The following is a 22589-nucleotide window of genomic DNA, read 5'->3' on the forward strand; positions in this document are numbered from 1 at the left end:
TCCGCAAATATTGTGCGCCGACTTTTTTCATAATTGGGAATGTAGTTCTTTAACTCCGTTGTATAGACCGGGGACAGTGTCAACCATGTCTTCGCACGCCTGTCAGCTATGTCCCCGGTCTATACACCGAAACAAAAGTACCTCGCCTGCCGGGGCGAGACCCGGCATACAAATGAGCTCGATTAGTGCCGCAGATTTTATATTCAAGCCCAATCTATTCAAACCAATAACTTTTTCACGAAATGCGCTTCGTCGCTGAAATAGCTAACAAAGCTGTCGTAAACGGTTCTTATCCTGCTGGGCACCGGGCCGCTTTGCGGGCGGTAGATAAAAAGCTCCCAAGGGCCTTGGCGTTCAAGGTGGCTAAGCACTGGCACCAATTTGCCTGCGGCGATAAGAGGGGCGGCAAGGCTCAGTGGCAGGTGGCCAAAGCCCATGCCGTTTTTCACGGCTTCAAATTCGCTGTCGGCATCGTTGCTAACAATCACCGGGTTTTCTGGCCGAAAGGTGGTGTTGTTTTTAAAAAACCAGGGCCAGAGCTGCTGCTTTGCAAGGTTATAAAGAGCAACGGTGGGGCGTTGGTTTAGCGCTTCAAGGCTGGCTGGGGCGCCGTATTGTGCAATTAGCGCCGGGGTTGCCACCACCACAAAGTTAAAGGGACCAAAGGAGCGGGCAATAAAGCGGTTGTCGTTAATACCAGCGCCAATACGAAAGCCAATATCGATACGTTCTGACACCACATCTGAGCGGGCATCTGAGAGGCGAAGGTCAAAATGAATGTCGCTGTAGTCCTGGCGAAGCTTGGCAATGGGGGCCTGCATCAGGTGTTTATAAAGTAGCGCCGGAGCGGCGATGCGCACCGGTGCCAAGGCGGCGTTTTGCTGCGTAAAAACTTGGTCTAGGGAGTCAATGGCGGGTTGGGCCTGGCGATACACCGCTTCACCAAAGGGGGTGATTTGCACCTTGCGGGTACTGCGTAAAAACAGAATCTCGCCCAGGGTCTTTTCCAGTTCTTGAATGCTGCGGGTAACGGCTTGCGCCGAGATGTGCAGCTTTATGGCGGCCTCTTTAAAGGTGGCACTGTCGGCGACGGTACAAAACACGTGCAGGTTATCTAAACGGCTGGCCATGCTTGCCTTAGCGGATGCGGTGGATACGATAATATTATCTCTTAAAATTTATCTTTTTAATTTAATTATTCCAATTTTGGGATAATGAATTCCTAACATCGCCATATATCTGGCGGTCTTGGCTGGGTTACTTTTTTGGCATCAACTTTGACTGCCAGCGGAGCGCTTATGTCCCCTAAAGTTAACCAACCCTTTGTTTTTAATAACGGAACTGAAATTCGTAACCCGGTGGTGATGGCCCCGATGACTACCTGGGCCGGTAATGACATAGGCGAGCTGAGTGAGCAAGAGCTGGCCTATTACCGGGCGCGCGCCAAGGAAGTGGGAATGGTAATAACCGCCACCAGCCATACCTTGGCCAATGGCCGTGGTTTTCCCGGGCAGTTCTTTTGCGGCAACGATGCTTGTTTAGCGCAACTCACGGCGCTGGCCGAGGCTATTCACAGCGGCGGTGCAAAAGCGATATTGCAAATTTTCCATGCCGGGCGCTCAACCAGCCCGGAATTGTCTGACGATATCGTCAGTGCCTCAGCCATACCGGAGCGTTTTCAATACCACACCAACCCACGTGAAATAAGCGAAGCGGAGATGCTGCAACTGCTGCAGTCCTTCGCCGAGGTTACCCACCGCGCCATTACCGCCGGCTTTGACGGCATTGAGATCCACGGGGCAAACGGCTATCTGTTTCAGCAGTTTTTATCTGCCGCCACCAACCAGCGCAGTGACGACTGGGGCGGCACCCTCGAAAAACGTTGCCGTTTTCCGTTAGCGGCTGTCGATACAGTGATAAAGGCGGCGGCAGAGGCAAAGCGCCCCGATTTCATTATCGGTTACCGCTTAACCCCGGAAGAGGTACCGGAAATTGAAAACGGCTTAACCCTGCAAGAAGCCGCCTATTTTGTTGACCAGCTGGCGACGCGGGCACTGAGTTATTTGCATATTTCCTTGCAGCACTATCGCCAGACTTCAAGGCGCAACCCAGGCAGTACAGAACCGGTTGCCGAAGGCATTGCCAAGGTGTTGGCCGGGCGCTTGGCGCTGGTGGGTGTTGGCCAGGTTAAAACCGCTGACGAGCTAGCCGATGCTTTGCGTCTTTATGATTTGGTGGCGGTTGGCCGGGCACTCATTACCGACCCGCATTGGCTGAGTAAGGTGCAAGCCGCCAAGCCGCTGACGCAGACCGTAAGCGCAACCAGTCTCAACGCCCAAGTGATACCGCCCCTGATGTTTGAGCAGCTTAAAACCTTCTTCCCTGACATCACTAGCGCCTAACTAAAAGCCAGTAAATGCTGGCTTTTTGATTGCCAGAATAGGGCGTCGAACCAGTGTCTTTTCGCCTACAACCCTAAGTTGTTAGCGTCACAACTTAGGCGCCCTTTATTGGTTAAACGCCTGCGCTTAGGCTGCCTTTTTCACAACAAAGGTGTCTTAAATGGCGATTTATCTGGTCAGGATGGACCACCCCGACGGCCCGGCGTGGGGCCAGTTTGTGGTGGAGCATGTGCAGTATCTAAAAGGGCTTATTGCGAAGGGCAAGCTCATTGCTTCTGGCCCACTAGTGGGCACGCCCCGGCGCGCCGGCTTTTTGATTTTTAACGCCAATGATGCCGGCGAGGTGCAAGCCTTGGTGGCGGCCGACCCATTCAGCCGGGAAGGGCTCATTGACGCCTTGGATATTCAACAGTGGCAACCGTTTTTCGGTGAACTGGCAGCATACGCCCCCAGCGAATTGCCCGAGGTATTGAATAAGCCTTAAGAAGACTGGTCGATAGCGCCTGACAGGCGACGTTAAAAAGCCAGCATTGACGCTGGCTTTTATGGTTCTAGGCACCCAGCGCAACATAGCTGCAGTGAAAGACGCTTTCACCTGCACTGACCACATTCGGCTTGTCGCGCAGCAGTTGCAGCTGCATTAGCGTCCAGTTTTGGGGGTTAAAAGCGCTGATGCTGGCCAGAGCATCGGCGTGGCTATCCTGCCAATCAAGCTGCTGTTGCAACAGTTCTGCCAACGCCTGGTCAGGCGCCACTAATTGTACTTTTTTAACAGCGTAATTGGCTGCTGTTAGCTGCGGGCCTATATGCGTTGCCAGCGGCTGCCAGGTATCGATGCGGGGCCTGCCAAAAGCCGCTTCTAAACTGGCAAAACCGCTACCCGTTACAAAGCGACTAAGAGCTTCGCTACAGCGCCAAAGGTAGAAAGGCGCATAACTCTTCGCCTGCTCGCCACCACTATAGAGGTAGGCTTTAAAATGCAGGCCGCTATAGCCGTCAAGCAGGTGGCCCTTGTCGGTAATACGCCGCTTGATAATGGCCATATCGTAGTCGGCGGGCAGGCTGATGTGGTATTGCATGGCGCTCATCAGGCAGACACCTTGCTTGCAAGTGCTGCTGGTAACGACAGGCCACCGCTAAAGGACCATTCGCTGGCACTGTTACTGGTAATGATCACCATCACGTCCTCTGGCCGCTGGCCAACAGTGGCTGCCAGCTGTTTGGTGAGTTCTTGATAAAACCCTTCGCGAGTGGCGTCGCTGCGTGGCTTGCCAGCGGTAATTTGAAACAGTAACTGCTGAGCGCTGCGCGGCTTTTCGCTTAGGTAGTCAGCGTCAAACAGCAAGTGATTTTTAGGGGGCTGCTCAATGACCTGAAAGCGGTCTTTTTCCGGCACATCAAAGTGGCTAACCAAGGCTTGATGTAGCACCTCAGAGATACGCTCTAGCTCGCTTTCAGAGCGGCCCTGTGGGCTGATAATGCGGGTAAAAGGCATGCTGTTCTCCTCAGTATTGGGCCAACACGGTGGCTGCCGTTGCGGCGCAAGGCCAACCCGCATAAAAAGCCAGGTGGCTGATAAGCTCGCCGAGGGTGTCTTTAGTCAGGCCATTTTCCAGGCCTTTTTCAATGTGAAAGGGCAGCTGTTCACGGCGATTAAGCGCAATAAGGCAGGCAATAGTGGCCAGGCTGCGTTCCCGTGGTGGCAAACCGGGGCTTTGCCAAACCTCGTCAAAAAGCACACGGTCGGTGAGGTTGGCAAAAGTGGGAGCCGTTTGGCCAAAGCTCTGCTGGCCATAAGTAGACTTTGTCATGCTGTTTTCCTTAGGTAATGGACAGCCTTAGCCTAAGGGCGGTAATCTGTTTTGAATATCGGAATGTTTTGTATTAATTGTCCTTGAAATCAGGATCGATGCCTTGCGTAAAATCACTCTGGATCTGGAAGCGTTACGCAGCTTTGTTGCTGGTGTTGAACTGGGTAGCTTTGCTCAGGCGGCACTGACCTTAAACCGCTCTACTTCGGCGGTCAGCGCCCACCTTAAAAAGCTAGAGCAGCAGCTGGGCCAGGGGCTGTTTAAAAAGGCTGGCCGTGGCCTGGAATTGCTACCGGCTGGTGAGTCATTACTGTCTTATGCGCGGCATTTGTTGGCCTTGAACGACGAAGCGGTGCTGGCCCTTGGCCAAAATCAGCTTGAAGGAAAAGTGCGGCTGGGGTTGCAAGAAGACTTTGGTGAATCATTACTCACCGAGGTGTTGGCACGTTTTAACCGCGCTTACCCCAGCGTGGAAATTGAAGTGCAGGTTAACCGTAATGGCGACTTACTGGCGGCCATGCACAACCAGCAACTAGACCTTGCTTTGGCCTGGCAACAGCCTGGGGGGCATAACGGCGGCGAGCTAATAAAGTCTTTTCCTCTTTGTTGGCTTGGCCGGCCGGATACTGCGCTAACAGAACCGCTACCGCTGGTGCTTTTTGAGGCGCCCTGTCTTATTCGTCAGCAAGCCCTGGATGCGCTGGATAAAGCCGGTATTCGCTGGCGAGTGGTAATGACCAGCCGCAGTTTGGCCGGTATTTGGGCCGCGGTGCAGGCGGGCTTGGGCATTACGGTCAGAACCCGGGCGGGGGTACCAACGGCTTTAAAGGTATTAGCAGGGTTGCCGCCATTGCCGCCATTAGCACTTACAATGCTCACCAGCAGCCAAGCGCCTTCTGATGCGGCGTTGTCGCTAAAAACCTGTTTACTGGATTCGGTGCACAGCCTGTAGCTGTCGGCCTTTTAGGGCCGGCTAAACTGCACGGCAGAAGATTTTACGTCCAGGATCTCGCCATTGGCATTACGGTATTGAATAACTGTCACCACCACATGCTGATGTGGCTGATTAAAGGCGTACTGGGTGCTGTTAATAGCGTTGCCGTTGCTAGCTTGTTGGCTGGGTAGAGGTTTGGCCGTGAAGGTGTTTTGGTCAGCATGGGCTATGTCATAGTGAAAGCGTTTTTGCACTTGGCCGGTTTTTCCTAACCAGCTCAGCTCAAGGTAGCCATTAACCACCGCACTTTTAATGCAATTAGCCGAACATGGCTGCGGCATCAGGCTGGCGGCGTGTAGCGTGGCACTGGTGGCCAAGGCAAAACAAATCAAAACATGCATCATGGCTTTCATGGCATTCCCTTTAGGCATTTTCCTACTTTCTACCTTAGCGTTTTTTATAGCCCTGTCAGTGTGCTGGCGCACATTACGCCACTTCTGCCAGCTATGGCGTTTGGTGCAATTTATAAGTGCAAGTGCGGCGCCTTCTGCGGCACTTTGCCTCGGGCTAAGGTGTATGCCATCGCAAGTAAAGAGGTGGCTAGATGAAAACCGCACTGATTGTTGGCGCCAGCCGGGGCCTTGGCTTGGCCATGGCAGAAGAGTTTATTGCTAACGGCTGGCAGGTAATTGGTACCAAAAGGGGTGACAAGCCAACCGGCCTTGACACACTTGGGCAGCAATACCCCAACCGTCTTCGTATTGAGCCGCTTGATATCTGCAACAGCGAACAAATTAGTGCTTTGGCTAACCGCCTTAAGGACGGCGAGCTTGATATGTTGTTTGTCAACGCTGGCATCACCAACCGCGACCCTAACCAGCGCATTGGTGAGGTGGCCACCGACGATTTTATTGAGGTGATGGTAACCAATGCCTTGGGGCCAATGCGGGTGGTTGAACAGCTTACTGGCAAGGTTAAGGCAGACGGCTTGATTGGCGCCATGTCGTCAGGGCAGGGGAGTCTTACCAACAACGACAATGGCCTTAGGCCGGTATATCGGGGCAGCAAGGCGGTCCTTAACATGTTGATGAAAAGCTTTGCCTGCCAGCAAGGGCCAGAACGCGCCTTGGCACTGATGGCGCCAGGCTGGATAAAAACCGATTTAGGCGGCGCTAAAGCCCCCTATACCCTGGCTGAAACCGTGCCGCTTATTGTTCAAGTGCTTATCGACAAGCAAAGCCGCCCCGGCCTTGAGTACCTCGACCGTTTCGGCAACCAGGTGCCGTGGTAGCGGCGCTGCCTTTTTATTGCCGACTTAATCTCGCCTTCAGGCTGGCCAGAGATAACCCATGCTCTGATATTTTGTGAGAGCCTTTATGCATAACAGCCACAATGATGCCTTCGCCAAGGTGCCTGCTATTACCCTGGGGTTTTGGCTTATCAAAATCTTGGTAACCACCCTTGGCGAAACCGGCGGCGACAGCGTTTCTATGTCATTGGGGCTGGGCTATCTTGCCAGCAGCGGCCTTTTTGTTGCCGTGTTTGCGCTATTGCTATGGCAACACATTGCCAGTACTGGCTTTCGGCCTTTTTTGTATTGGGCAACCTTGATTGCCTCTACCACCTTGGGCACAACCTTATCGGATTTTGCTACCCGCTCTTTGGGTCTGGGGTATGCCGGTGGTTCACTGCTGCTGGCGGTATTGGTGGTGATGGCCTTGGTCACCTGGCAGCGCTGCCTTGGCCGTATTAATGTGGCGTCGGTTAAAGGCCCGGCAGCCGAAGGTTTTTACTGGCTCAGCATTACCTTTTCACAAACCCTGGGCACCGCTCTTGGCGACTGGACGGCTGACGGCGCAGGCATTGGTTATGAAGGTGGCATCGCCATTTTTGGCGGCGCCTTACTGCTGGTGGTAGCGCTGCGCTTTGCTAGCCGTTTTTCGCCACCCCTATTGTTCTGGCTGGCCTTTGTGCTGACCCGGCCCCTCGGTGCGGTAGTGGGGGACTTTCTTGATAAACCCGTTGACGACGGCGGCCTGGCACTTAGCCGCTTTGCCGCCACTGGCAGCTTGTTAATTGCGGTGCTGCTGCTGATCACCTTTTTACCGCAGCGCCCGGCAAAAACCCCGCATTAATAGCCCTAGGCCGCCAGGCATCCTTTATAGTGACCACAACAGGCATTGATAAGGAATGGTCATGTGGTGGGCGCGTTTTAAGCAGTCGGTCAGAGTGATCGCGGTGGGTGTGGTGCTGGCGGTAATGGGCAGCTTTTTACAAAGCCTGCTGGCAGCGGTCGCGGTGCCGCAAAGTTACTTTGCGCTCTTTGGCCAGCATCACCAGTTGGCGATGCTGGTATTAAACCTGATTGAAAGCCTGCTGGCCTTCGGTTTGCTGTCGATACTGGTGGGCATTTGGCTTGGCCATTTTGCGCCTAACGCATGGTTTTTGAATGCATTGCTGCTGTGCGTCGGCGCCTATTTTTATCTGTTGGTGTTAGCCGCGCCTGCGCAGGGTTTGTTTGCCACCCTAAAAACCAGCCCCTGGTTGCTGCCAGGTTGGCTGCTGTGGCCGGTGCTGCTGTTTGTGTCTACCTACCTTGCCGGGCGAGTAGCAAACCGCAAAATTGCCTAATGCTGTTAGTGCTTGCTAACGCTTGGCGCCACATTTTGCTACTGTTTTGGCTCTATTGAAAGTTTGTTTGTGCGCTAAGAAGGGCAAAGCATGGAGTATTCCACTCAACAGGTAACAGCAACGGAACGCTTTGACTTTTGGCAGGATGTCGTCGGTAAGGTTTACCAGCAAACCGTTAATCGTCAGCTTGCAGCAGGGGTGTTTCAAGGCCAAGTAAAAACCCGTGACTTTGGTGCTGGCCTTATTACCCGGATCCAGTCGCACCCCATTGCTTATCACAGCCATGACGAGGGTGCTGGCCAGTTCTTTATCTCCTTGTCGTTTTGTGAGCGGGCCCTGCTGACCCAAAGAGGACAAAGCTGCCTGCAGAAAAAAGGCGATTTGGTGATCATCGACAGCGCACAGCCTTATGGTTACCAATTTCCGCAAGGCGATAACCAACTGGTGCTGGCGGTGCCTCGCAATATGGCGCTAAGTCACATGCCAAATATTGCTAAATGGCTAGGCCGTCCCTTGCAAGGCGACTCTGCATTGGGGCGTTTGTCAGCCAGTTTGCTCACAGAGGCGTGGCAGCTTGAGTCGCACTTAGGTACACCGCTATTACCCGCCTTTTTGGATGTACTTAATACGGCTTTTAGCAGTACCGACCTTACCGTTAGCCACAGTCAACATAGTTCAAGCTGGCAGCGTGTTGAGCATTTTCTGCTTAGTAACCTTGACGATGCTGCCTTAACCCAAGAGGTGGTTGCCAAAGCGGTGTATTTATCACCCCGTACCCTTAACCGGCTCTTTGCCCGCCGCGGCACGACCTTTGGGCGCTGGCTTTTGCAGAAGCGTTTAGAACGTAGCTACCGGGCTATACTGCTTGGCCAGTTCGACTCGGTTACTGCAACTGCCTTTGCCTTTGGGTTTACTAACCTGTCTCACTTTAGCCGCACATTCAAAGCGGCCTATGGGGTTTCTCCCCGCCAACTCATCTCGTCGCTGTAACTGGCGTTGGTAGCAAAATATCTGGCGTAATTAACAAAGCGACTAGGCTGCTACTGACGCACTATCAGTTTTTTACTCACCATGGGTTTGTGGTTAGGAGGCTGAAATGAGTCAGACATTGCGTTTAGTTTTCCCTCAGTGGCAGGGTGGTAACAACGAGCTTTATCACTTGGGTGCGCAGCTGTTGGCTTGGTTAGCACCTGAGCATGATGGCCCTACCGAAGAAGTGCCGGTACCGAAGCCGGATGGTGTGGCTTTAGCCTGTGAAGAAGGCTTAATTGCCCGTCATCAATTGCTGGCCCAGGCCGCTAATGCCCGGGCGCTGATTGACAAGCACAACCCACAAAGCATTGTGGTGTTGGGCGGTGACTGTTTAGTCGATTTGGCGCCATTTGCCTATTTGAACGAACGCTATCAGGATGACTTGGCCGTACTTTGGGTTGATGCGCATCCCGATATTATGACGCCGCAACAGTTTGAACATGCGCATGCGATGGTGTTGGGTAACCTGCTTGGCAAGGGCGACAGCGCCTTTAGCGGCCAGGTTAAAGCGCCCATTAACGCTGACAAAGTGTGCTATGTCGGTGTTAATGAACCGACCGACTGGGAACAGCAGCGCATGTTACAGCTGGGTCTTAAAAATATTGGCCCTGAGCAGCTACGTGAACAAGGTAGCCAGGCGGTGGTTGAATGGTTCAAGGCAACGGGCGCTAAGCACTTGGCTATACACCTGGATTTGGACGTATTAGATCCCGGTCAATTTCAGTCGCTGCTATTTTCAAAACCGCAAGCTGGAGATGAATTTGACGGTATTGCGCAAGGGCAATTAACCATTGCAGATGTCGTTAATGTATTAACTGCGGTAGCAAAAGAAGGCGAGGTGGTCGGTTTAGGCATAACCGAACATTTACCCTGGAGTGCTATGGCGCTAAAAAATATGTTGGAAAAATTACCATTGCTGAAAAAACTGTAAACAGCTTTTTATAAATATTTTTAATAAAAAGCCTCTGTTCGTAGAGGCTTTTTTTATTGCTTTAGTAAGATAAAATTTTCCTATATAAGTCACAACATCCAAAAAAAGCAGTAGCCATTTCAATCATGCAAAGAGATGATGGTTGTAGCTATATCAGGCAGTTGTTGAAGAGATTAACATGACAGTTTCCGAAAAAATAACGTCGGTTGATTTTGACGAATGGGCACATTTAATTAGCGATACCTATGTACCTGTCTCATGTGAAAACAAGAGTAATCAACCTGTTAGTGGTTTTGTCTCTTCAAAATCTTTAGGAGCCATGACCGGGGCACATTATAATTGCTCTGTACCCATGCGCTATGCTCGCCGTGATTCTCATATTGAAAATGATTCTACCGATGACTATCAAATTATGTTGCTCAACACTGGTATTGCCAGAGTTGAGCAGGAAGGCAGGCAGGTTGAATTAATTTCAGGTGATGTGGTTTTTTATAAAGCAAGTGCGCCTTTTGAACTGGATTTTCTTTCAGAACACCAAACCACGGTAATAAAAGTACCTAGCCGTATTATTGCCTGTGGACGCCCGGAAATACAGCACCTTACTGCCATTTCTTTAGCCGGAACATCGCCACACGGGCGATTTGGTGGCAATGCCATCAAAGACATGATGCGGAACCACAGTGCAGAAAATGGCGATCCCTTGATAGAGGAAACGTTGTTGTCTTTTCTCTATGCGGCAGTGAATCAGCGCCAACCGACACATAGCGGGCACGATAAAAAACTTCATGATATCAAGGCGTATATCGAGCGCCATCTGGAAGACACTAGCCTATCAGCGGCTCAAGTGGCTAATGTTTTTGGCGTTTCCGTTAGAACAGTGAATCGACTTTTCTCAGAAAGAGCAACTACCTTTAATACTTGGCTTTGGTTTAAGAGAACGGAACGTTGTTTTAATATTTTAAAAGAAAATAAAAGTAACAAGGTTATTGACGTTATCTTTGAGTGTGGCTTCTCTGATATTAGCCATTTTTATCGTTTGTTTAAAAAATATTATTCTCGTACGCCTGCCAGTTTACACCACTAAAAAATGGCCGCCATTATGACGGCTATTAAATTTAAAGTACGGTTCTTTTAACTAAAGGCAGTGTGATCATACTTTCTAAATCAATAAATCTCAGAGTGTCTTCTTGCAGCGCTTTATTTTGCACAGAGTTCCAAGCTGCTTTCGCATGTTCTTCATCAAAAAAACTGTAAATCGACAAGCCCTCAAAGCCCTGGGTTGCTTCGTCGTGCATATGAGCATCGGCATCTGAAACTGGGCGAACAGGGTAATGAGTATATTCAACTAATCCCGGCAAAGCGGCACCAAAAGCGCCATGGATAACGGCATAGTGATAATGAAACTCTGCCAGTGACATGCCCTTTTTTTTCTTAAAGATAAAAGCAATGGTATGCATGCTAAACCCCTCTTATTAATTGACTCGCAGACTTATTGTTAATCCTTAATTGCAGCAAATTCTTAGCTGACTGCGACAGCAGCTTGGCCAATAGCGACATTTCCCGGCTGCTATTTTCATAATGAGATCTATGTCATGTACTACTGGAAGTGAACAGGGGTGAGCGGGATCACAGCTTGTTCTACTCAGTTTTTGTCGGTGTGATAGTGATGTTATAACAAATCATATATGCCGCTGCGTAACCTTGAGAAAACAGATGAAAATCCTTTTAACTTGGCCCTTGCTGGCCACACTGTTGGCACCCGCTTTGGCTTTCGCCAGCCCTAATGCCGACAGCCAAGTATTAACCGCCTATACCAGTCATCATCAATTTTTAGTCAAGCTCGAGAACGTGCCGAAGGATATTCCCTTTGAGCAGTATTTTGGGGTGTCTATTGAAGCTTTTGATGGCAAGCATCCGTCAGTGCTACTAAAAAGCCCCAAGCTCAGCCTTAAAGCCGGTATGAAACATGGCCGTAAAGTGGGTTTTGCCCATGGCATGGAGTCTTCCCCGAAAATTGACCTTAAGCAGGGGCTGGCGAAGGTGTCAGGGCTGTTTTTTCATATGCGTGGGCCATGGACGCTTGATGTCACCGTGACAGATAAAGGACAAGGCGGCACCGCCGAATTCACCTTGCCTTGTTGTGGTAAATAAGGAGTCAGCGGTGTTGAATAACAAGTCCAGAAGCCGCCACCTTAAGGTGGCAGGGATTTGCATAATGGCCTTCCTTAGCTCACCGCTGGCACTGGCTCAGGTGTCTTACACCAAGGCCGAATTACAAAGTATTTATCGTTTATCGCCGCTTCCCAAAGCCCCGGCGTTGCCAAAAGACAGTTTGCTGGCAAACGCGAAAACAGCCCTTTTGGGTCAGCATTTCTTCTACGACAAACGTTTCTCGGGCAACGGCAACGAGGCTTGTTCGAGCTGTCATCAGCCTAATCACGCCTTTACCGATGGCTTGCCTATTGCAAAAGGCATGGGCACTGGCACCCGCAACGCACCAACGGTATTAAACGCTGCTCTTAATGACTGGCAGTTTTGGGACGGCTGTGCTGATTCGCTCTGGGAACAAGCATTGCAACCGATGGAAAATCCGGTTGAAGCAGGCACCGACCGTTTGCATGTGCTGCATGTCATAGCCAGCGATCCGCAACTGCGCAAACACTATCAATTGGTGTTTGGTCCATTGCCCCAAGGCGTTAACGATTTGGCGCGCTTTCCCGCCCATGCGCGCCCGGATAAAAACCCTCACTCAGCCCTTAATAGGGCTTGGGCTGCAATGTCGGCTAAAGACCAAATGGCGGCCAACCTTGTTTTTAGTCATGTCGGCAAAGCCATTGAGGCCTATGAGCGCAAGCTGGTGATAGGCCAATCACCCTTTGACCGCTTTGTAACGGCATTAAAGCAGCATCAACCCACTAAAGGTTTTTTATCTGCCGCAGCCAAACGCGGTTTAAAGCTTTTTGTTGGCAAAGGGCAGTGCACCGATTGCCATTCGGGCCCGATGTTAAGCGACGGCCAGTTTCATAACTTAGGGTTGGCGGTGCGCGATTTTCATGACACTGGTCGCGAGGCCGGTATCAGCCAACTCAAAGGCGATGTCTTTAATGCCAAGGGCCCCTTTGCAGACGCAGCCGATGCCAAGGCGCGCCAGCGCTTGCAGTTTTTGCCACCGGCAACATCACAACTGGGATCGTTTAAAACCCCTTCCTTACGTAATGTGGCGCTCACCGCCCCTTACATGCACGATGGCCGGTTTGCGACTTTACAGGCGGTGATGGCCTTTTATGCCAAGGGTAAGGCCGGTATTAAAGGCCATTATTTAGGCAAACGTGATGGCACCGCTGATTTAGTACCGCCGCTGAGCAAGCAGCAACAAGCGGATTTAATTGCCTTTTTAGATACCTTAAACAGTGCGCCGTTATCGGCGAAGCTCACCAAGGCACCCAAACCTTATTAAAAGGCGGTGCACCTGACGGCGGCGAGGGAAGTACCAGCCATCAGGGCACCTTATCTTGGCGGTTTAGCTGAGCATCAGCTCTTGTTCTGAAATATGGGTATGGCAATAGTCCACTAGCCCCTGGTGCAGGGAGGTGGCGATTTTGTTTTGAAAGGCAGTGGTGCGCAGGCGCTTTTCTTCCCGTGGGTTGGAAATAAACGCGGTTTCTACCAGCACTGAGGGAATGTCAGGGGATTTGAGCACCACAAAAGCGGCGCGTTCCACGTTGCGGTGCAGGGCTTTTTCATGCTGCGCCAACTTTCCTATCAAGTCTTCAGCCAGGTTGGCGCTGGCGGTAATGGTGCCGGTTTGCGATAAATCCAGCAGCACTTTTGCCAGCATTTTGTCTTTGGTTTTAAGGGAAATGCCGCCAATGAGATCGGCGCTGTTTTCCCGGTCAGCCAAGCGCCGGGCCATAACGCTACTGGCTCCTTTTTCCGACAAAATATAAACCGAAGAGCCGGTTACCCGCCGGTCAGTGCAGGCGTCGGCATGGACAGACACAAACACATCGGCCTTGTGGCGATGGGCAATTTTGACGCGGTCCATCAGCGGAATAAAACGGTCACTGTCGCGGGTCATTACCGCTCTAAAACCCGGGGTTTGGTCTATTTGCCGCTTTAGTTTGCGGGCAATGGCCAGTACCACGTTTTTTTCGTGGGTGCCGTGTTTGCCGGTAGCGCCGGGGTCTTTACCGCCATGGCCGGGGTCAATAACGATAACGATATCGCGGCGTTTACTCGGCAAGGCGGCGGTGACGCCCTTACCCGACAGGGTTAACACCATTTTTGAGGTGGCACCGCTTTGTTCGCGTTTGCTGTGGTAGTGAATATCGGCGCCAGCATTTGCCAGTTCGAACACCAACCGTAACTTGCCATCTTTGTGGTGAGCCCAGCGTACGGTTTTAAAAAGCCCTGACTTTTTCAACGCTTCAAGGTCACAGGCTTTGTCGGTTTGGTCAAAATCCACCACCAACCGCGCCGGATGTTTGAGGGTAAAGATGTGGTAGTGGGGCTGATGGGGCAGTTCAAAGGTGAGGGCCAGCTGGCCCATAACCGTCTTGCTGTGCACTGCCATCAGGCGGTTATGAGGTTGCCAGGCCCAACTGTAACTCGGTAGCAGTGAAGCGCCGGACACTAAAAGCAATTTTTGAATAAAACGACGCCGGGCCGCACCGTGTTCGGGAGACATACTACTTAACCCCTTCTGCTAGCTGTGTGATAACGTAACAATTTGCCTGCCGCAAATCCAGCCCCAGAGTCTAATACCCTGACCAAGCAAGGATGTTGGCAACATGCTTGTCATAGAAGCTTGCCAAACTGCGGTTATCGTCGGCAGCGAGACTAGGCATGATCACTTCAATGAAGGCGTGGATGTCAAAACGCCGCCCTGGCCGTTTTTCTACTTCGCAATCTGTCACCATCACTTTGCATAAAACCAAGCCCATTGCCCAAGTCGATGCCCGTTATTTGTCGTTCTCCATCGACATTTCCGTGCTGGTGGGGGGCTTGTGGTGGGAAGGCAGCCTTGGCAGTAAAAAAGGGCTAGGCACCCAAAAAACCGAACCGCTGGATTTAACGAAAAGTAAGCTTGATAAACTGGCCAAGGCGCTGGCACCGGCTTATTTACGTATTGGCGGCTCAGAGGCGGATAATATTCATTACTTTGCTGCGCCCGCCGATGAGCCTGGTGCCCTGGTGCTAACCCAAAACACCTGGGACCAGGTGCATGATTTTTGTCAGCGCTGCGACCTGGCTCTAGCCTTTACCTTTAAATATGGCCTTTTTAAACGCCACCAGCATGGCCGGTGGCAAGCCGATGAGGTCAGTCAGTTACTCGCATATAGCCGGAAACACCGCCAGCAAATTGCGGTTTGCGAGCTGGGTAATGAGCTCAATGCCTACTGGGCATTTTATGGCCTCAGGGCCCAGCCAATGGCCCGCAAACTGGCCACCGATTACGACACTTTTATTCGCACCGTGCGCAAACTTAGTCCCAACACCCAAGTGGCTGGCCCCGGCAGCGCCTTTTGGCCACGTATTGGCGAAGCCCTAAAACCCATCAGTAATATCACCCCTTCCTTTTTAGCGGCGATAACAGAAAAACTCGATATTGTGGACTGGCATTATTACCCCTTCCAAAGCCAGCGCTCGCCGGTAAGAACTCGGTCGGCCACCCTTAATAATGTGTTGTCACCAGCGGCCTTGAATGACTTTGAAAAATACCTTGGCCAGCTGAAAAACTGGCGTGATAAGCACCAGCCCCAGGCCGCGCTTTGGACAGGTGAAACCGGTTCAGCGCAATGTGGTGGCCAGATACGGCTATCGGACCGTTTTGCTTCCTCTTTTTGGTGGGCCGACCAACTGGGCCGCGGCGCTCGCGCCGGGCAAAAGGTGATGGTGCGCCAAAGCTTAATTGGCGGCGACTACGCACTGGTGAACCGCAATACCTTAAAGCCCAACCCCGATTTTTGGGTCAGTTGGCTTTGGCAAAAGCTGATGGGGCAGCAGGTGCTGGAGGTGAAAAGTAACGACCAGGCAGTGCTGGTGTATTGCCACAGCGGCAATAAAAAAGGCCGCTGTACCTTGCTAATCATTAACATGTCGGCCAACAGCAAGCGGGTTGATTGCCAGGGCTTTGGCGTTAAGAAAAAGCGCTTTGAAGTGACCGCAGAGCGCTTAACCGACAATAAAGTCCGCATTAACGGCAGTGAGCCAAAATTTAAGGGCGGTAAGGTAAAACTGAAGGATTTTCCAAGGCTTGCCAAGTATGACCAAGTAAAGCCCTACAGCATTAATTTTTGGTGTTTTGGCTGGTGACGCCAGAGCAGGGTTTCGGGGTGGAAACCCCCTGGCTGATACCGCTGTTACCGTTATTTTATTATTACTAATAAAGCATTTATAAAAACATATAGATGTCTATATCTTCACTAACGGCGCTTAACGTGACGGCTTTTGTTTTGAATGTCGCTTAAATTGCGCTGTTTGTTTTTTGCTAAGCGTCTGAAAGAAAAGTATTTCTTTAGTTCGTCGAAAATAGGCCGATATTGAAGTTTGTGCTTGAGAGTATGTCGGCGTTCAGCTGCTTGTCCTGCCTATCTGCCTCTGTACCTTGCCCTGCGTTTTGGCAATGGCTTTGCCTAACGTGATTACTGCTTCAGATAAGGAAGATTCCATGAACCTTTCTCTTCGCGCTCGACTGCTGGGGATCAGCATTGTCGCCGTTTTTGTGATTGTGGTTGCACTGGTTTGGGAAACCAGTATTTCGGTCAAGGATCAGACGCTAAATGCACTGCTTAATGACGTGCAGCACTTTTCCAGTGCTTACGGCAAAGGGGTAGGGCAATGGCTTGGCGACCGTCAAAAGGTGCTGCATTCGCTGACCGAAAAGCTCGAGCAAAACCCGGACAAAAGCCCCTACGACGCTATTTCACAGGCCTTTTCTGCCGGTGGTTTTGGCGTGGCTTTTTATGGCACCGAGAAAGGCCAAATGTTTCGCCAAGACCCGCAACTGGACGAAAACAACAGCAACTACGATCCGCGTAAAAAAAGCTGGTACAAAGACGCGCTGGCGGCCGGTAAGTTAGCGGTTTCTGACCCCATCATGAGCACCACCTTAAAGCAGATGGTGATCATTATCTCCGAACCGGTACGTGTTGCAGGGGAAGTGGTGGGCGCCGTTGGCGGTAACTTGACTTTGGATCAACTGACTAGCCAAACCAAAGAGCTGCAGGTGCCCGGTAAAGGCTACGCCATTATGGTGGACCGCGAGGGCAAAATTATTGCCCACCCCGATGACAGCCTGCAAAACAAAGCTGTGGCCGATATCAGCCCGATGTTTGAAGGCAGCCAGCTTAATAAAATGATTCAGGACAACCGGCTGTTCGAGGGCAATATCAACGGCCAAAACAGCCTGATTTATGCCCAAGGGATCCCCAACAGCAACTGGGCGCTGATCTTTGTGATGAACAAATCAGTGTTGATGCAGCCTTTGTATTCACTGGTGACCAAGCAAGTGGTCATTGCCTTGATACTGCTGGTGATTTTCATCGCGGTACTGGTGGCGCTCTTTAAAGTGATGTTCCGTAATTTGGAAAAAGTGGCGGTAGCGCTGGAAGATATCGCCGAAGGCGAGGGCGACCTGACTGTGCGTATTCAGGTGGACTCGAAAGACGAAATTGCCCGCCTGGCCGGTGGCTTTAACCGCTTTGTTGAGCGTATGCAGGGCATTATCAGCCGCCTGCGTGATACTGCCGTCAAGCTCACCGCCGAGGCCGACGCCGTAGCCAACGGCGCCCATGCCAGCAGCCGCCGGGTGCAGGTGCAGCAAGACGAAGTCAACATGGTGGCCACAGCGGTAACCGAAATGGCCTCGGCCACCCAAGAAATTGCCGGTAACGCCGAGAATACCGCCAGTGCTGCCCAAAATTCGGTGTCGTTGTCGAAAGAAGGCCAGCAGCAGGTGCAGCAAAGCCAGCACTCGATTCAAGACCTGGCCGAGGAAGTGGCACAAGCCACCGGCACCATTAATGAGCTGAATCAGCATGCCCAGCAAATCAGCACCATTTTGGCGACCATTACCGGCATTGCCGAGCAAACCAACCTGCTGGCCCTAAACGCCGCCATTGAAGCGGCACGGGCTGGCGAGCAGGGCCGCGGCTTTGCGGTGGTGGCCGACGAAGTACGGGTGTTGTCGCAGCGCACGCATTCATCGACCGAAGAAATTCAGCAGATGATTGAAACCCTGCAGCAAACCACGGCCAAAGCCGTGAAAATTATGGAGCGCGGCCACAGCCTGGCCCATACCAGCGTTGAAGACGCTAACGCGGCCCAGCAGCGCCTGGCCCAAATCACCGATGCCATTTCCAGCATCGCCGATATGGCCACGCAAATAGCCTCGGCAGCCGAAGAGCAAACCTCGGTAACCAGTGAAATTAACCGCAATACCGAGTCTATTCGTGGTGTGGCTAACGACATGGCCGATGAAAGCGCCCAGGCAGCCAGCCAGGCCAAGGTGCTACACGAGCTGTCTCGCCAGGTTGAATCTGAAGTCAATCGCTTCCGCCTCTAACCGAAAATGCCGCCCTTGGGCGGCATTTTTTTGCCTTTGGCCTGCGCCACAAATTGCGCTAACCTCGGCCACCTTCCTTGCTTGAGCATTTTCCATGACCATTCACCGCATCAACCCAACCGCGCGTTGGTCTGATATCACCGTCTTTAAAGGCATTGCCCATTTTGTGGAAGTACCCGAGTGCGAGCAAACCGATATCAACAGCCAAGTGCAAGCCATTTTCCGGCAAGCCGAGGCCTCATTGGCGCAAATTAGCAGCCATAAAGGTCGCATTTTATCGGTCACCATCTATTTAACCGACTTTGCCCTGCTTGATGCCATGAACCGGCTTTGGGACGCTTGGTTTGATGCTGGCACCGCCCCAAGCCGGGCATGCGTTAAAGCACAATTGGCCGACCCTCACTACCTGCTGGAAATGGCGTTTGTGGCCGCCGCTGGCGACGACTTTTCAAAGTGACCCTAAAAAGGCCAGCAATGCTTGGCGCTGTTTAGTGCTGAGGGCGGCAAAGCGGTTACGGGCGGCTAGCCTTTTACCGCCGTGCCATCATCACTTGTCCTTAAGGATTGTCGGTAACAGCGCTCAGTTAAGCGACGGGTGAAAATCTTGTCGTAGCATCAAGATTTTTATTTTGTTCTTTTTTGAGATTTTTTAATTTAAAGACAGTCAGCTTGTCGTTCGTCTGCAACATCCAGAGCAAGGCGCCTGCTGGTTTGGCCGCCAGAGCGGTAAAGCAAGCGCACCTTTAGCCCGGGAGGGATTATGCACCGCATTTTGTTAGTGGAAGATGACCCTGAAATTGGCCAATTAATTGCCGGCTGGTTGGGTAAACATGACATGGAGGTGGTGATAGAGCCGCGCGGTGACGAGGCGTTAGCCCGTGTAACTGAACTACAGCCTGATCTGGTGCTGCTGGACATTATGTTGCCGGGCATGGATGGCTTGTCGGTGTGCCGCGAATTGCGCGCGCAATTTACCGGCCCCATTGTGATGCTCACTTCCCTTGATAGCGACATGAACCAAGTATTGGGGTTGGAGTTGGGCGCCAATGATTACATTTTAAAAACCACGCCCCCCAATGTGCTGTTGGCACGCATTCGGGTGCAACTGCGCCAAACCAAACCGGCAGCGGCCATTGCGGTCATGCCAAGCCAGCGCTTGCAAATTGGCACCCTTTATATTGATTTTGTTACCCGCACGGTACGCCTTGGCCCGCAAAGCGTGACCTTAACCACCGGCGACTTTGAGCTGCTGTGGGAGCTTGCCAGCCATGCCGGGCAAATTTTAGGGCGCGATGCGCTCTTTAAGCGGCTAAAAGGCCGCGAGTATGACGGCCTTGACCGCAGTATTGATGTGGCAGTCTCAAGGCTTCGGCAAAAGCTCGGTGACAGCGCCGATACCCCCAGCCGCATTAAAACCGTGCGGCAAAAAGGCTATTTATTGGTACCGGATGAGTGGGGTTAAGGGGCCTTTATGCGCCGTTTGTTTGTGCAGTTTTACTTGCTGGTGGTGGCCTGCTTTTTAATCGCCGCCTTGCTGATGGGCGGCATTTATCAGTTCACTGCCCAACGGGCTAACAACCATTATCTTGAAGGCTTGATGCAAGACTTTCTGGACCGTTTTGCCCAGCAGCTGGCGGTGGTGCCTAAAGCGCAATGGCCAGATAAAATTGCCGATTTCAGTCATCGCCTTAATCTAACCCTGCACACCGATACCTTGGGTAACCAGCCGCTTTCTAAGGGCGATATTCATTTCTTGGAAACCGGCAATATCGTCATCGTTGAAGACGACGCCACCTTTCGTGAACGCATTCCTGGCACCGACTCGGTGCTGATCATCGGCCCGGTACCTTACCTGCATTTTCAGCACGAGTTGCATTGGTTAAGTGTCGGGCTATTGGTGCTACTTGGGTTGTCGCTGGCGGTGCCTATCTTGCTGTGGATGCGCCCGCATTGGCGGGCGTTGCAGCAGTTAGCAACCGCTGCCCAGCGCCTTGGCGCTGGCGATTTAGATGCCAGGGCGACCCTTGCACCCAAAAGTGGCCTTGCCAGCATTGGCGCTACCTTTGACCAAATGGCCCAGCAGCTTCAGGAGCTTATTGCCGGGCGTAAACAGCTAACCGACGCCATCGCCCATGAACTGCGCACGCCGTTGGTACGGCTGCGCTATCGCTTAGCCATGTTAGAGCCACCATTGCCGGACACCGATAAGAGCAATTTTGAGCGGGATATTGATGCCCTTGAACATTTGATTGAAGAAATGCTCACCTACAGCCGGCTTAATGAGCCTGAGCTGTCGCTCAATACCCAGCAGATAGAGCTGGTGCAATGGGCCAAAGACAAGCTAAGTGACTGGCAGGCACAGGGCGGTAAACACCAGATAGCATTGCAACAGGGCCAAGATAGCTTGTATTGGTGGGGCGATCTGCGGCTACTGGATAGAGCCATGGACAATTTGGTGGGCAATGCCATCCGCTATGGCCAGCAGCAGGTGCTTATTCGCATTGAAGGTACCGACACCGACGTTGCCTTGTCGGTGCTGGACGACGGGCCAGGGGTTGCCAGCGAACAGGCGCAAAGGATCTTTGAGCCTTTTGTGCGTTTGGATGAAAGCCGCGACCGGCGCACCGGCGGCATTGGTTTGGGCCTTGCCATAGTGCGTTCTATTGCCCAGTTACACGGCGGCCAAGTTAGCCTGGAGCCCAGTGTGAAAGGGGCGCATTTTCAGCTATTGCTGCCTGTACATTCGGATACAAACCGTCACTAAGACGTTACAGATGCGCTGTGAACTCTGTCCCTAGAATGGCCTCGTTGGAGCAATGGGCTCCCGTCGATTTACCGAGGCTATTACAATGAAAAAACTGATTCCCCTGGGTCTGGCTGCCGTTTTTGCTCTGAACACCGCTGCTGCTGTTGCCGCTGAAACCACCGCCCCTGCTGCTACCCCCGCGAAAACCGAAGCCGCAACCAGCAAAAAGGCAGAAAGTGCCAGCAAGACTGAAAAGAAAACCAGCCATACCAAGCCGAAAGTGAAAAAGGTGAAAAAAGCCCACCATAAGAAAAAGGCAACTCACCACAAGAAAAAAGTGGCCCATAAAACCACCGCCAAAAAGACCGACGCCGCAAAAAGCAGCACCGAGTCTCAAAAAACCGAACAAAAATAAGCCGTTTGATAATTGAAACCCCGCAACAGCGGGGTTTTTTTATGAGCAGGCCTCGGCGTTTAGGCTAGGTTCTTGTTCGCCAAGCCGATACTGCTGCCACGCATCCAGGCCGCCCAGTAGCGCCATGCTGCCTGATATACCATGGTCATGCAGCTTTTTAGCCAGCAGCGCCGCTGATACTTCTTTTGGGCAGGTGCAGTAAATCACCACCCCGTTTGGGGCCTGACTTAACTCTTTGACCAAGGCGTCTATCGGATCGCTGAGCGATACCCTAAGTGCCCCCGGAATACCTTGCTCTAACGTCGGCAATTTTGAACGTACATCAATAATGACCGGCGTAAGCCCCTGCTGGCTCAAGGCATTGAGTTCTTCGGCGGTGATCCTGGGTACGTCCCTGGTGCGGCGCACCAGCAGCTGACGTTTGAGGTATTTGTACGCTAAAAAAAGTGCCAGCGCGGCCAGTAATATAGCAAAGCCAATAGGGCCATACTGGTTGAGCTCGGCCAGGATGGAACCCACTGCATCATGAAACACCAAGCCAATGGCTAAACCGACACTGGCCCAAATCAGCGCGCCGGTGCCGGTAAAGGCCCAAAACCGCAGCCAGGAGGTGCGGTGCATGCCGGCCATGGCGGTGAAAAGGGCGCCCGCACCCGGTAAAAAGCGCGACACCAGCAATGCCTTGGGGCCGGTACTGGCGTAAATGCCCAAACCGCTACTGATACAACTGTCTTGAGATAATGACAACTTACAGATGGTGCGCAGCAAGTTGCTGCCATAACGGCGGCCAGCAAGGTTCCAGAGGCTGTCGGCCAGCACGCAGGCAATAATGGCTAAAGCCAAGGCGGCAGGTAAGCTAATCAGTCCCTGCATGGACATGGCTCCCACCACAATTAGTAGCGGAAAAGCCGGTAATGGCAGCCCCAGTTGCTCAAGAAAAACATTGAGGAAAACCAGCAGTAATCCTTGCTGTTCAATAAGTTGCTGAATTTCGCGCATGCTGGGCTCCTTGGTTAGCAGGCAGTATAACCAAGTCGGTATGGCTCTGGTTAGCGAAAGGAAGCGAATAAAGTAATCGCACAAACAAAGTAGCTGAGAGTGCGTTAGTAAAAGGGCATGGG

The 22589-nt window shown here is 52.1% G+C and carries 25 protein-coding genes; 17 read left to right on the top strand and 8 right to left on the bottom strand.

Annotated elements, in window-relative coordinates:
• Window positions 1–218 precede the first annotated feature (218 nt).
• Window positions 219–1130 carry a LysR family transcriptional regulator gene (locus DW350_RS05145; protein WP_115717848.1) on the bottom strand — a complete coding sequence of 304 codons (912 nt, stop codon included), beginning with the start codon at window positions 1128–1130 and terminating at the stop codon, window positions 219–221.
• 168 nt (window positions 1131–1298) lie between these two features.
• On the opposite strand from DW350_RS05145, the gene DW350_RS05150 reads away from it, so the two are divergent.
• Both DW350_RS05150 and DW350_RS05155 read left to right on the top strand, forming a co-directional pair.
• Window positions 1299–2402, top strand: coding sequence for an oxidoreductase (locus DW350_RS05150; RefSeq protein WP_115717849.1), 1104 nt, complete (start codon window positions 1299–1301; stop codon window positions 2400–2402).
• A gap of 160 nt (window positions 2403–2562) precedes the next feature.
• Complete coding sequence (locus tag DW350_RS05155; RefSeq protein WP_115717850.1) at window positions 2563–2886, top strand: YciI family protein; 324 nt, start codon at window positions 2563–2565, stop codon at window positions 2884–2886.
• Window positions 2887–2953: 67 nt separating this feature from the next.
• Here DW350_RS05155 and DW350_RS05160 read toward each other — a convergent pair whose 3' ends face one another.
• The 3 genes from DW350_RS05160 to DW350_RS05170 are packed head-to-tail and all read right to left on the bottom strand — an operon-like array spanning window position 2954 to window position 4213.
• A complete protein-coding gene (locus DW350_RS05160) occupies window positions 2954–3490 on the bottom strand; it encodes a DUF4865 family protein (RefSeq protein ID WP_115717851.1) in 537 nt (178 codons plus the stop codon).
• Window positions 3490–3897 (bottom strand): tautomerase family protein, encoded by a 408-nt coding sequence (locus DW350_RS05165; protein ID WP_115717852.1) that lies wholly within the window; start codon window positions 3895–3897, stop codon window positions 3490–3492. Before DW350_RS05165 ends, DW350_RS05160 begins: the two co-directional genes overlap by 1 nt.
• Window positions 3898–3907: 10 nt before the next feature.
• Window positions 3908–4213 (bottom strand): carboxymuconolactone decarboxylase family protein, encoded by a 306-nt coding sequence (locus DW350_RS05170; RefSeq protein ID WP_115717853.1) that lies wholly within the window; start codon window positions 4211–4213, stop codon window positions 3908–3910.
• Between the two features lie 103 nt (window positions 4214–4316).
• Here DW350_RS05170 and DW350_RS05175 point away from each other — a divergent pair, with 103 nt between their 5' ends.
• The gene (locus DW350_RS05175; protein ID WP_115717854.1) at window positions 4317–5165 is read left to right on the top strand and encodes a LysR substrate-binding domain-containing protein; all 849 of its coding nucleotides are present in this window, start codon (window positions 4317–4319) and stop codon (window positions 5163–5165) included.
• A gap of 11 nt (window positions 5166–5176) precedes the next feature.
• On the opposite strand, the gene DW350_RS05180 is transcribed toward DW350_RS05175, so the two are convergent.
• Complete coding sequence (locus DW350_RS05180; protein ID WP_115717855.1) at window positions 5177–5560, bottom strand: hypothetical protein; 384 nt, start codon at window positions 5558–5560, stop codon at window positions 5177–5179.
• A 191-nt stretch (window positions 5561–5751) separates the two neighbouring features.
• Between DW350_RS05180 and DW350_RS05185 the strand changes: the two genes are divergently transcribed.
• The 6 genes from DW350_RS05185 to DW350_RS05210 all read left to right on the top strand — a co-directional run bounded on the left by DW350_RS05185 (window position 5752) and on the right by DW350_RS05210 (window position 10825).
• Window positions 5752–6438, top strand: coding sequence for an SDR family NAD(P)-dependent oxidoreductase (locus DW350_RS05185; protein WP_115717856.1), 687 nt, complete (start codon window positions 5752–5754; stop codon window positions 6436–6438).
• 85 nt (window positions 6439–6523) lie between these two features.
• Entirely contained in the window at window positions 6524–7282 is a 759-nt protein-coding gene (locus tag DW350_RS05190) for a COG4705 family protein (protein WP_115717857.1), read from the top strand.
• A 61-nt stretch (window positions 7283–7343) separates the two neighbouring features.
• A complete protein-coding gene (locus DW350_RS05195; protein WP_115717858.1) occupies window positions 7344–7778 on the top strand; it encodes a hypothetical protein in 435 nt (144 codons plus the stop codon).
• A gap of 90 nt (window positions 7779–7868) precedes the next feature.
• Complete coding sequence (locus DW350_RS05200) at window positions 7869–8768, top strand: helix-turn-helix domain-containing protein (RefSeq protein WP_115717859.1); 900 nt, start codon at window positions 7869–7871, stop codon at window positions 8766–8768.
• Window positions 8769–8874: 106 nt separating this feature from the next.
• The gene (locus DW350_RS05205; RefSeq protein ID WP_115717860.1) at window positions 8875–9741 is read left to right on the top strand and encodes an arginase family protein; all 867 of its coding nucleotides are present in this window, start codon (window positions 8875–8877) and stop codon (window positions 9739–9741) included.
• A 178-nt stretch (window positions 9742–9919) separates the two neighbouring features.
• Window positions 9920–10825 (top strand): helix-turn-helix domain-containing protein, encoded by a 906-nt coding sequence (locus DW350_RS05210; protein WP_115717861.1) that lies wholly within the window; start codon window positions 9920–9922, stop codon window positions 10823–10825.
• Between the two features lie 31 nt (window positions 10826–10856).
• On the opposite strand, the gene DW350_RS05215 is transcribed toward DW350_RS05210, so the two are convergent.
• A complete protein-coding gene (locus DW350_RS05215; RefSeq protein WP_115717862.1) occupies window positions 10857–11198 on the bottom strand; it encodes an EthD domain-containing protein in 342 nt (113 codons plus the stop codon).
• Between the two features lie 256 nt (window positions 11199–11454).
• Between DW350_RS05215 and DW350_RS05220 the strand changes: the two genes are divergently transcribed.
• Both DW350_RS05220 and DW350_RS05225 read left to right on the top strand, forming a co-directional pair.
• Window positions 11455–11892: a hypothetical protein gene (locus DW350_RS05220; RefSeq protein ID WP_115717863.1), complete on the top strand. Its 438-nt coding sequence runs from the start codon at window positions 11455–11457 to the stop codon at window positions 11890–11892.
• A gap of 64 nt (window positions 11893–11956) precedes the next feature.
• Entirely contained in the window at window positions 11957–13198 is a 1242-nt protein-coding gene (locus DW350_RS05225; protein ID WP_152032939.1) for a cytochrome-c peroxidase, read from the top strand.
• A 63-nt stretch (window positions 13199–13261) separates the two neighbouring features.
• Here DW350_RS05225 and DW350_RS05230 read toward each other — a convergent pair whose 3' ends face one another.
• On the bottom strand, window positions 13262–14428 hold the full coding sequence (locus DW350_RS05230) for an N-acetylmuramoyl-L-alanine amidase (RefSeq protein ID WP_115717865.1): 1167 nt from the start codon (window positions 14426–14428) through the stop codon (window positions 13262–13264).
• Window positions 14429–14586: 158 nt separating this feature from the next.
• On the opposite strand from DW350_RS05230, the gene DW350_RS05235 reads away from it, so the two are divergent.
• The 6 genes from DW350_RS05235 to DW350_RS05260 all read left to right on the top strand — a co-directional run bounded on the left by DW350_RS05235 (window position 14587) and on the right by DW350_RS05260 (window position 21468).
• Window positions 14587–16056, top strand: coding sequence for a glycosyl hydrolase family 79 N-terminal domain-containing protein (locus tag DW350_RS05235; RefSeq protein WP_226911394.1), 1470 nt, complete (start codon window positions 14587–14589; stop codon window positions 16054–16056).
• A gap of 355 nt (window positions 16057–16411) precedes the next feature.
• Window positions 16412–18307 carry a methyl-accepting chemotaxis protein gene (locus DW350_RS05240; protein ID WP_115717867.1) on the top strand — a complete coding sequence of 632 codons (1896 nt, stop codon included), beginning with the start codon at window positions 16412–16414 and terminating at the stop codon, window positions 18305–18307.
• A gap of 94 nt (window positions 18308–18401) precedes the next feature.
• Window positions 18402–18764 (top strand): RidA family protein, encoded by a 363-nt coding sequence (locus DW350_RS05245; protein ID WP_115717868.1) that lies wholly within the window; start codon window positions 18402–18404, stop codon window positions 18762–18764.
• Between the two features lie 303 nt (window positions 18765–19067).
• Window positions 19068–19769 (top strand): two-component system response regulator RstA, encoded by a 702-nt coding sequence (gene rstA, locus DW350_RS05250; protein WP_115717869.1) that lies wholly within the window; start codon window positions 19068–19070, stop codon window positions 19767–19769.
• 9 nt (window positions 19770–19778) lie between these two features.
• On the top strand, window positions 19779–21071 hold the full coding sequence (rstB, locus tag DW350_RS05255) for a two-component system sensor histidine kinase RstB (protein WP_115717870.1): 1293 nt from the start codon (window positions 19779–19781) through the stop codon (window positions 21069–21071).
• Window positions 21072–21156: 85 nt separating this feature from the next.
• Window positions 21157–21468: a hypothetical protein gene (locus DW350_RS05260; RefSeq protein WP_115717871.1), complete on the top strand. Its 312-nt coding sequence runs from the start codon at window positions 21157–21159 to the stop codon at window positions 21466–21468.
• Between the two features lie 39 nt (window positions 21469–21507).
• On the opposite strand, the gene DW350_RS05265 is transcribed toward DW350_RS05260, so the two are convergent.
• Window positions 21508–22467, bottom strand: coding sequence for a VTT domain-containing protein (locus DW350_RS05265; RefSeq protein WP_115717872.1), 960 nt, complete (start codon window positions 22465–22467; stop codon window positions 21508–21510).
• Between the last annotated feature and the right edge of the window lie 122 nt (window positions 22468–22589).

This window comes from Gallaecimonas mangrovi (genome assembly GCF_003367375.1).
GTDB classification, from domain to species: Bacteria; Pseudomonadota; Gammaproteobacteria; order Enterobacterales; family Gallaecimonadaceae; genus Gallaecimonas; species Gallaecimonas mangrovi.